We start from the raw sequence: 10,008 nt of genomic DNA, 5'->3' as shown, positions 1-10,008 counted from the left end.
CGCAGACCGGAGGACAGACGCTCGATCGCGGTGCCCAGAGAAGACTGAGATTTGCTCAGGTTGTTCTGAGTCATCAGAGACAGGGTGTTAGTATTAATAACAGCCATGATGTATTCCTTTGAAAAAGTTATCAGATTTAGGCATCTGCCTACGGCTTTCTCACCGTCAATGAGGTTATCGACCGCCCTTTCTCAAGCTTTAGGAAAAAAAATCATTTTTTTAAACCTGTAAACTGCCCGAATTTCTCCCTCTTTATTTACGCATTGTTTTTTTTAAATAACGCTAATCTTTTTCTCGTTTCTGCCGATAGACCATCCAGCGATTGTCTCAATAAAGGATGAAAAAATGGCAAGTATTAGTTCACTCGGCGCAGGTACTTCACTGGACCTCAATACGTTGTATGACAATTTACAGACAGCTGAGCAAACCAAGCTAAAGCCTATCACTACCCAGCAAACGTCATATAAAGCCAAGCTGACAGCATGGGGGGTGGTGCAGACAGCACTCACTAAATTACAGACTGCTTCAGATGCATTAAAAAATACCTCTGCTATTGCACAATCAAAGGTTTCCAGCACTAACACAGCGTTTAGTGCGACGCTTGCCAGCAGCGCAGCTGCAGGATCTTATTCCGTTGAAGTTACGCAACTGGCGGCAGCGCAGTCTCTGTTGAGCCCTAAAGTCGGCAGCAAGGATACAGAACTCGGCGACAGCAGCATGAGCACGCGCACCCTCACAATCACTCAGCCGGGGCAGAAAGATCCGTTAACAATCACCCTGGCGAGCGATAAGACAAGCCTTGCCGATGTGCGTGACGCTATTAACGCCAAGCAGGGAAGCGTAAGCGCCAGCATCATCAAAGCGGATGACAACAGTTATTACTTAGCGCTGACTTCCCGTGATACCGGTACAGCAAACGAGATGACCATTACCACGGATGATAGTCAACTGGCGCAATACGTCAGCTACAATCCATCCAGCGCCACCAATGTGATGAGTGAACAGGTTCCAGCTGCCGACGCTAAAGTCAATATCAACGGTATCGAGATCGTTCGTAGCAGTAATGCCATCACGGATGCACCAGAGGGCGTTACCCTAAACCTGACGAAGACCAATAAAGGCAGCCCGGAGACATTGTCAATTGTCAAAGACAACCAGCCAATGACCGATGCCATTCAGGCTTTTGTGGATGCGTATAACTCTCTGCAGACCACCATTGCCAATCAGACGAAATATACGGCGGTAGATCAGGGAAGCACCAACCAGGACAGCAGCAACGGTGACCTGTTGGGCGACGGAACGCTACGTAATATTCAGACCCGCCTGCGCTCGATGATTTCGGCTAGTCAGGGCTCAGGCGATCTGGCCACCTTATCGCAGATTGGGATTACGCAGGATATCACCGGTAAGCTGACGGTGGACAGTACCAAACTCAACAAGGCACTGAACGAAAAATCGGCCGACGTCGTCGCATTCCTGTCCGGCGATGGAAAAACCACCGGTTTTGCCACCCAGACCAGCAGTCTGCTGAAAGACATGCTCGGAACTGATGGTTCCGTACAGAATGCCACCGCGGGCATCAACAAGACGCTGAAAAAACTGTCGGACGAATACGATCGCGTAAACGCGCAGATCACTGCCACCATGGCACGTTATAAAACGCAATTTACCAGTCTGAGCCAGCTTGTCTCAAAGATGGATCAGACCGGAAGCTATCTGACCCAACAGTTCAACGCCATGAACCGTTAATAAATGATGAATTGAGGTTTTACCATGTATACAAAATCGGGAATTCAGGCATATGCTCAGGTCGGCGTTGAATCGGCCGTTCTGAGTGCCAGCCCACATCAACTGGTTGTGCTTCTTTTTGATGGCGCATTAAGCGCTATGAAGAAAGCCATCATTTTGATTGAACAAGGTGATATTCCCGGTAAAGGGCAGGCCATAAGTAAAGCAATCAATATCATCAGTAACGGTTTGCAGTCAGGTCTAAACCATGAGATTGGTGGCGACCTGGCGGCAAATCTCGATAGTCTTTATGACTATATGACCAGGCGTCTTTTACAGGCTAATCTTCATAACGACATCAATGCCATTAATGAAGTAGTGGAGTTACTCAATAATATTGCTGATGCCTGGAAAGAGATAGGCCCTCATTCTCAAAACATGCGGGACAATTACTAATGGACGTCCATCTCGGCTTGCTCCAACATTATCAGCAGTTATTAACAACCAGTAACACTATGCTTGTTCTCACCCAGGCGGGGCGCTGGGATGAGCTTATCGCTTACGAAGTTGACTACCTGACATCAGTTGAAAGACTGACTATGTTCCAGGATGCCAGCGAAATTCCGCCTCATATTCAGGCTCAAATACGCCCTATTCTGAAAAAAATACTCGATAATGAAATCGAGTTGAAAACCTTGCTGCACCAGCGTATGGAAGAGCTGAAAGCATTAGTTGGACAGACGTCGAGACAACATAATCTGAACTCAACATATGGACGTTTATCAGGAAATGTTCTCTTTCCATCAGATCTCTAGTCTGAATATGGTAGTTTGCGGATGAATAATATTTTGTTATTTCATCCGCGTTTTATTCTCATTTCACCCATACTCACTGTGTTCTCAATATGGAGCACGGATGATGAAAAACCCCACCCTGTTACAATGTTTTCACTGGTACTACCCTGCTGGCGGTGAATTGTGGCGAGAGGTCACGGCGTTAGCCCCCAATCTTAACGAAATCGGCATTAACATGATCTGGCTCCCGCCCGCCTATAAAGGCGCGTCAGGCGGGTATTCTGTCGGCTATGACTCCTATGACCTGTTCGATCTGGGCGAGTTTGACCAGAAAGGCAGTATCGCCACGAAATACGGTGACAAAGCGCAGCTGCTGGAAGCCATCGACGCCCTCAAGCGCAACGACATTGCCGTGCTGCTGGACGTGGTGGTGAACCACAAAATGGGGGCAGATGAGAAAGAGCCTGTCCGCGTTCAGCGCGTGAACGAGCAGGATCGCACGCAAATCGATGACGAGGTCATCGAGTGTGAAGCCTGGACCCGCTATACCTTCCCTGCCCGCGCCGGGCAATATTCCCAGTTTATCTGGGACTACAAATGCTTCAGCGGCGTCGACCACATTGAAAACCCCGATGAAGACGGCATTTTTAAAATCGTCAACGACTACACCGGCGAAGGCTGGAACGATCAGGTTGATGATGAGATGGGTAACTTCGACTATCTGATGGGCGAAAATATCGACTTTCGCAATCACGCCGTCACCGAGGAGATCAAATACTGGGCCCGCTGGGTCATGGAACAGACGCGCTGCGACGGTTTTCGTCTGGACGCCGTCAAGCATATTCCCGCCTGGTTCTACAAAGAGTGGATTGAGCACGTCCAGGAGGTCGCCGACCAGCCGCTGTTTATCGTGGCGGAATACTGGTCTCACGAGGTGGATAAACTTCAGGCCTATATCGACCAGGTCGAAGGCAAAACCATGCTGTTTGATGCCCCCCTGCAGATGAAATTCCACGAGGCGTCACGTCAGGGCCGGGATTACGACATGAGCCAAATCTTTACCGGCACGCTGGTGGAAGCCGATCCGTTTCATGCGGTGACCCTCGTCGCGAACCATGACACCCAGCCTTTGCAGGCGCTGGAAGCCCCGGTCGAAGCCTGGTTTAAACCGCTGGCGTATGCGCTGATCCTGCTGCGGGAAAATGGCGTGCCGAGCGTCTTTTATCCTGACCTCTTTGGCGCCAGCTATGACGATAAGGGTGGAGACGGTGAAACGTACCATATTGATATGCCTGTGATTGAGCAGCTCCACGAGCTGATCCTCGCGCGCCAGCGTTTTGCCCACGGCGTGCAGACGCTCTTTTTTGACCATCCTAACTGCATCGCCTTCAGCCGCAGCGGCACGGAAGACGATCCCGGCTGCGTGGTGGTGATGTCGAACGGGGACGACGGCGAGAAGGTAATTTGCCTGGGGGAAAACTACGGCAACAAAACGTGGCGTGATTTTCTCGGCAATCGCGAAGAAACGGTCACCACGGCGGCGGATGGCGAAGGGACTTTTACCTGCAAAGGCGGAAGCGTGAGCGTGTGGGTAATTGAGGATGCGCTGTAGAAACCATGCCGGGTGGCGGCTTCGCCTTACCCGGCCTACGGGAAGGCACTTTTGTAGGCCGGGTAAGCGTCAGCGCCACCCGGCAACAAACGGCTACGGTAGTTTACTCTCCAGCGGATGCTTGCTCAGGTAATCGGCACACTCAACCGTTGGGCGATCGACCTTCTGCAGCTCCAGCCCGTCGTACTCAAGCGTCGAGCCATCGCGCTCCAGCGGATAGATATCCAGCTTGCGCGTCACGTTGTAATAACTGTCTGAACGCAGCATGATTTTACCCGGCACGGCAATCACGCGCTGCCACTGACGGCAGTCCAGCGTATCGCCCTCTTCCGTCACCACCAGCGTGGCAATCGCTTCAGGGCTGACCATTTTGCTCTGCGGCCCTTTTGACTGCCAGTATCCCGCCAGATGCGCCGGGACAGGATGCTTGATCACCTCTTTATAATTATCGACCTGAACGCACCCGGTCAGTGCCAGCAGCGCGCCAGCAATTGCTATTTTTTTCATCATCTTTCCTGCATTCGAAGAAAAAAATATTGTGGCATTAAAGCGCTGCGGCTGCCAGCGAAGATCGACAGGTCTTAGACCTGCATCCCCATGACCTCTTGATAAGCCGACACCAGCTTGTTACGCACCTGGATCCCCATCTGCAGGGAAACCGAGGCTTTTTGCAAATCGGTCATCACATCATTCAGCGCCACGCCCGGCTCGCCGAGGGTGAACTTTTCTGCCTGCGTGCGCGCTGCGGTCTGGGTATCACTGATACGGTCAAGAGCGGCATGCAGTTGCCCTGCAAAGCTGATGCTCGGCTGCTGATCTGCCACATTCTGATTACGGGCCGTCATCGCCGTTGCCTGCAGCTGACTGATTACCCCTTCAATGCCCTGTATAGCCATGACTCTCCCCTGGATGGTTTTTTACGCGGTCAAGACTAACAGCTTGTCAATAAGATAATGGCGGTAAATAGCATGAAAAAACCAGGTTATTTGACGCATAGAAAATCACGAATCATCAAATAATGGCAGGGCCATCAATATGGAACATTTGTCGTGTTTGCCGACCCGGGAGTCAGTTTTGTTTCTCTACACGAATAACGTAAACCACCAGGATTTAAGAGGTGCGCAATGAGTGCAACAGCATCGACAGCGCCGCAGAATAAATCACTCGAGTGGATGAACCGCCTTCGCGCGAATCCTAAAATCCCGTTGATCGTGGCAGGCGCTGCCGCAATTGCGATCCTTGTAGCGATGGTCCTGTGGGCGAAAAGCCCTGATTACCGGACGCTCTACAGTAACCTTTCCGATCAGGATGGCGGCGCCATCGTCACCCAGCTGACCCAGATGAACATCCCTTATCGCTTTGCCGATAATGGCGGTGCGCTGGAGGTCCCGGCAGATAAGGTGCACGAACTGCGTCTGCGCCTGGCCCAGCAGGGGCTGCCGAAGGGCGGCGCGGTAGGCTTTGAGCTGCTGGATCAGGAAAAATTCGGTATCAGCCAGTTCAGCGAGCAGGTGAACTACCAGCGTGCGCTGGAAGGTGAGCTGGCCCGCACCATTGAAACATTAGGCCCGGTGAAGAGTGCCCGCGTGCACCTGGCGATGCCAAAACCTTCCTTATTTGTCCGCGAACAGAAATCACCTTCGGCTTCCGTGACCGTGAACCTTGAGCCAGGCCGCGCGCTGGACGAAGGGCAAATCAGCGCGGTGACGCATCTCGTCTCCAGCGCCGTGGCCGGTCTGCCGCCGGGTAACGTGACGCTGGTTGACCAGAGCGGTCACCTGCTGACGCAATCCAATACCGCCGGTCGCGATCTGAATGACGCGCAGCTGAAATATGCCGCTGATGTGGAAAGCCGTCTCCAGCGTCGTATCGAAGCGATCCTGGGTCCGGTGGTGGGCAACAGCAACGTGCACGCGCAGGTGACCGCGCAGATCGACTTCTCGAATAAAGAACAAACCGAAGAGCAGTACAGCCCGAACGGCGATGCGGCGCAGGCGGTGATGCGTTCGCGCCAGATCAACACCAGCGAGCAGATTGGCGGCGCAAACCCGGGCGGCGTGCCAGGCGCGCTGTCTAACCAGCCTGCCCCGGCTAACGCGGCGCCGATCTCTACGCCGCCGGCCAATCAGCAGAACGGCCAGCAGAATAACCAGCAGACCACCTCAACGGCGACGAACAGCGGTCCACGAAACAGCAGCCGTAACGAAACCACGAACTACGAAGTGGATAGGACGATTCGCCACACTAAACTGAACGTGGGTGATATTCAGCGTCTCTCCGTTGCGGTAGTGGTGAACTACAAAACGCTGGCGGATGGCAAACCGTTGCCGTTGACCGCCGAGCAGATGAAGCAGATTGAAAACCTGACCCGTGAAGCGATGGGTTACTCCGAGAAGCGCGGCGATACCCTCAACGTGGTGAACTCACCGTTCAACTCGGTGGAAGAGACCGGCGGTGAACTGCCGTTCTGGCAACAGCAGGCGTTTATCGACCAGCTGATGTCCGCAGGACGCTGGCTGCTGGTGCTGATTGTCGCGTGGCTGCTGTGGCGCAAGGGCGTTCGTCCTCAGCTCCAGCGCCGTGCTGAAGCCGAAAAAGCGGCTCGCGAGCAGATGAATGCGCGTCAGGAAACGGAAGAAGCGGTTGAAGTGCGCCTCAGCAAAGATGAACAGATGCAGCAGCGCCGCGCTAACCAGCGCATGGGTGCCGAGGTGATGAGCCAGCGCATTCGCGAAATGTCAGATAACGATCCGCGCGTCGTGGCGCTGGTCATCCGTCAGTGGATGGGTAACGAACATGAGTAATACGCTTACGGGCACCGATAAAAGCGTCATCCTGCTGATGACCATTGGCGAAGATCGCGCGGCGGAGGTGTTTAAACACCTCTCCCAGCGGGAAGTGCAAATTCTCAGTGCGGCGATGGCCAACGTGCGTCAAATTTCCAACAAGCAGCTGACCGAAGTGCTGTCGGAGTTTGAGCAGGAAGCCGAACAGTTTGCCGCGCTCAACGTCAACGCCAACGACTATCTGCGTTCCGTGCTGGTCAAGGCGCTGGGCGAAGAGCGTGCCGCCAGCCTGCTGGAAGACATTCTGGAAACGCGCGATACCGCCAGCGGTATCGAAACGCTTAACTTTATGGAACCGCAGAGTGCCGCCGACCTTATTCGCGACGAGCACCCGCAGATTATCGCCACCATCCTTGTCCACCTCAAACGTGGTCAGGCGGCCGATATTCTGGCGCTGTTCGAAGAGCGTCTGCGTCACGATGTGATGCTGCGTATCGCCACCTTCGGCGGCGTTCAGCCTGCCGCGCTGGCGGAGCTGACCGAGGTGCTGAACAACCTGCTCGACGGCCAGAACCTCAAGCGCAGCAAAATGGGCGGCGTGAGAACGGCGGCAGAAATCATCAACCTGATGAAAACGCAGCAGGAAGAGGCCGTCATTACGGCGGTTCGCGAATTCGACGGCGAGCTGGCACAGAAAATCATCGACGAGATGTTCCTGTTCGAAAACCTCGTCGAAGTGGACGACCGCAGCATCCAGCGCCTGCTCCAGGAAGTGGATTCCGAGTCGCTGCTTATCGCCCTCAAAGGCGCCGAGCAGCCGCTGCGCGAGAAGTTCCTGCGCAACATGTCTCAGCGTGCGGCCGATATCCTGCGCGACGACCTTGCCAACCGTGGTCCGGTTCGTCTGTCTCAGGTGGAAAACGAACAGAAAGCCATTCTGCTTATTGTTCGTCGTCTGGCGGAAACCGGCGAGATGGTGATTGGCAGCGGAGACGACACCTATGTCTAATGAGCTGCCGTGGAAGCGCTGGACGCCGGACGATCTGGCCCCTCCCCTCTCCGAGTTCACGCCAGCCGCGATCCCGACCGAGGCGCTTGACCCGGACGTCGAGCAGCCCGAGCTGAGCGAAGAGGAGCAGCAGGCGCAAATGCTGGCTCAGCTGCAAATGCAGGCGCACGAGCAGGGCTACAATGCCGGTCTGAACGAAGGCCGGCAGAAAGGCCACGAGCTGGGGTATCAGGAAGGCCTGGCGAAAGGGTTAGAGCACGGTATCGATCAGGCGCGCCAGCAGCAGGCGCCGATCCATGCCCGCATGCAGCAGCTGGTCAGCGAGTTTCAGCACACGCTGGACGCGCTGGACAGCGTGATTGCCTCGCGACTGATGCAGATGGCGCTGGAAGCCGCGCGTCAGGTGATCGGCCAGACGCCCGTGGTGGATAACACCGCGCTAATCAAACAAATTCAGGGTCTGCTGCAGCAGGAGCCGCTGTTCAGCGGGAAGCCGCAGCTGCGCGTCCACCCGGACGACCTGCAGCGCGTGGAAGAGAGCCTTGGCGCGACGCTAAACCTGCACGGCTGGCGTCTGCGCGGCGACCCGTCGTTACATCACGGCGGCTGCAAAGTCTCAGCCGATGAAGGCGATCTGGATGCCAGCGTCGCCACCCGCTGGCAGGAACTGTGTCGCCTGGCGGCACCGGGAGTCGTCTGATGACCGCACGCCTCACCCGCTGGCTCACCACGCTCGACAACTTTGAGACGAAGATGGCGCAACTGCCCTCTGTTCGTCGTTATGGGCGGCTGACGCGCGCCACCGGTCTGGTCCTGGAGGCCACCGGCCTGCAGCTTCCGCTGGGCGCGACCTGCGTGATTGAGCGTCAGGACGGTCTTGAAACGCGTGAAGTAGAAAGCGAAGTGGTCGGGTTCAACGGCCAGCGCCTGTTCCTGATGCCGCTTGAAGAGGTGGAAGGTATTCTGCCCGGCGCGCGCGTGTATGCCAAAAACACGTCCGGCGATGGGCTGCAAAGCGGGAAACAGCTGCCGCTTGGTCCTGCCCTGCTGGGTCGCGTGCTGGACGGCAGCGGGAAGCCGCTCGACGGGCTGCCCTCCCCGGACACTACCGAAACCGGCGCATTAATTACCCAGCCGTTTAACCCCCTGCAGCGTACCCCTATCGAGCATGTGCTCGACACCGGCGTGCGACCGATAAACGCCCTGCTGACCGTGGGACGCGGGCAACGTATGGGCCTCTTCGCCGGGTCAGGCGTGGGTAAATCCGTCCTGCTTGGCATGATGGCGCGCTACACCCAGGCGGACGTTATCGTCGTGGGCCTGATCGGCGAGCGCGGTCGTGAAGTAAAAGACTTTATTGAAAACATTCTGGGTGCGGAAGGCCGTGCCCGCTCGGTGGTCATTGCCGCACCGGCGGACGTGTCGCCGTTACTGCGTATGCAGGGGGCAGCCTATGCCACCCGCATCGCCGAAGATTTTCGTGACCGCGGCAAGCACGTGCTGCTGATCATGGATTCGCTGACCCGCTACGCGATGGCGCAGCGTGAAATCGCGCTGGCTATCGGTGAGCCACCGGCGACCAAAGGCTACCCGCCTTCGGTCTTCGCCAAACTCCCTGCCCTGGTGGAACGTGCGGGGAACGGCATCAGCGGCGGCGGCTCCATCACCGCGTTCTATACGGTGCTGACCGAAGGCGATGACCAGCAGGATCCGATTGCCGACTCCGCGCGCGCGATCCTTGACGGTCATATCGTGCTGTCTCGTCGTCTGGCCGAAGCCGGACACTATCCGGCGATAGATATTGAAGCCTCTATCAGCCGCGCGATGACCGCGCTGATAACCGAGAAACACTACGCCCGCGTGCGTAACTTTAAACAACTCCTCTCCAGCTTCCAGCGCAACCGCGATCTGGTCAGCGTGGGGGCGTATGCCAAAGGCAGCGACCCGATGCTCGACAAAGCGATTACCCTGTGGCCGCAGCTGGAGGCATTTTTGCAACAAGGCATTTTTGAACGTGCCGACTGGGAAGATTCAATTCAGGCTCTGGAGCTGATTTTCCCGCAGGTGTAACACAGGTGG

Annotated in this window: 11 protein-coding genes; 8 read left to right on the top strand and 3 right to left on the bottom strand. The window is 55.7% G+C overall.

The features are described from left to right. On the bottom strand, positions 1 to 107 hold a 107-nt coding region (locus tag C6A40_RS20240; RefSeq protein ID WP_446717786.1), incomplete at its 3' end, for a flagellin N-terminal helical domain-containing protein. Positions 108 to 345: 238 nt separating this feature from the next. Here C6A40_RS20240 and fliD point away from each other — a divergent pair. From fliD to amyA, 4 genes are all read left to right on the top strand, one after another. After that, positions 346 to 1,749 carry a flagellar filament capping protein FliD gene (gene fliD / locus C6A40_RS20235; protein WP_023293879.1) on the top strand — a complete coding sequence of 468 codons (1,404 nt, stop codon included), beginning with the start codon at positions 346 to 348 and terminating at the stop codon, positions 1,747 to 1,749. Positions 1,750 to 1,773: 24 nt separating this feature from the next. Further along, positions 1,774 to 2,184 carry a flagellar export chaperone FliS gene (gene fliS, locus C6A40_RS20230; protein ID WP_021241380.1) on the top strand — a complete coding sequence of 137 codons (411 nt, stop codon included), beginning with the start codon at positions 1,774 to 1,776 and terminating at the stop codon, positions 2,182 to 2,184. Beyond that, on the top strand, positions 2,184 to 2,543 hold the full coding sequence (gene fliT, locus C6A40_RS20225) for a flagella biosynthesis regulatory protein FliT (protein ID WP_021241381.1): 360 nt from the start codon (positions 2,184 to 2,186) through the stop codon (positions 2,541 to 2,543). The genes fliS and fliT overlap by 1 nt, the downstream gene beginning before the upstream one ends. Positions 2,544 to 2,646: 103 nt before the next feature. Beyond that, entirely contained in the window at positions 2,647 to 4,134 is a 1,488-nt protein-coding gene (gene amyA, locus C6A40_RS20220; protein ID WP_045337448.1) for an alpha-amylase, read from the top strand. Positions 4,135 to 4,227: 93 nt separating this feature from the next. Here amyA and yedD read toward each other — a convergent pair whose 3' ends face one another. Then, positions 4,228 to 4,641, bottom strand: coding sequence for a lipoprotein YedD (gene yedD, locus C6A40_RS20215; protein ID WP_023293875.1), 414 nt, complete (start codon positions 4,639 to 4,641; stop codon positions 4,228 to 4,230). Between the two features lie 74 nt (positions 4,642 to 4,715). Continuing rightward, positions 4,716 to 5,030, bottom strand: coding sequence for a flagellar hook-basal body complex protein FliE (fliE, locus tag C6A40_RS20210; protein WP_008500329.1), 315 nt, complete (start codon positions 5,028 to 5,030; stop codon positions 4,716 to 4,718). A gap of 228 nt (positions 5,031 to 5,258) precedes the next feature. On the opposite strand from fliE, the gene fliF reads away from it, so the two are divergent. Genes fliF through fliI form a run of 4 tightly spaced genes read left to right on the top strand, consistent with a single transcriptional unit; the run spans position 5,259 to position 9,999 of the window. Beyond that, entirely contained in the window at positions 5,259 to 6,938 is a 1,680-nt protein-coding gene (gene fliF, locus C6A40_RS20205; protein WP_021241384.1) for a flagellar basal-body MS-ring/collar protein FliF, read from the top strand. Continuing rightward, positions 6,931 to 7,929, top strand: a complete 999-nt coding sequence (fliG, locus tag C6A40_RS20200; RefSeq protein ID WP_008500327.1) for a flagellar motor switch protein FliG — start codon at positions 6,931 to 6,933, stop codon at positions 7,927 to 7,929. The genes fliF and fliG overlap by 8 nt, the downstream gene beginning before the upstream one ends. After that, entirely contained in the window at positions 7,922 to 8,629 is a 708-nt protein-coding gene (gene fliH / locus C6A40_RS20195) for a flagellar assembly protein FliH (protein WP_008500326.1), read from the top strand. The genes fliG and fliH overlap by 8 nt, the downstream gene beginning before the upstream one ends. Beyond that, positions 8,629 to 9,999 (top strand): flagellar protein export ATPase FliI, encoded by a 1,371-nt coding sequence (gene fliI, locus C6A40_RS20190; protein WP_008500325.1) that lies wholly within the window; start codon positions 8,629 to 8,631, stop codon positions 9,997 to 9,999. Before fliH ends, fliI begins: the two co-directional genes overlap by 1 nt. Positions 10,000 to 10,008 lie beyond the last annotated feature (9 nt).

This window comes from Enterobacter sp. GER_MD16_1505_Eko_090, assembly GCF_003331015.1.
Taxonomy (GTDB): Bacteria; Pseudomonadota; Gammaproteobacteria; order Enterobacterales; family Enterobacteriaceae; genus Enterobacter; species Enterobacter roggenkampii.
Note: the sequence above shows the minus strand (reverse complement) of the source record. Positions and strands in the feature narration are given on the sequence as shown.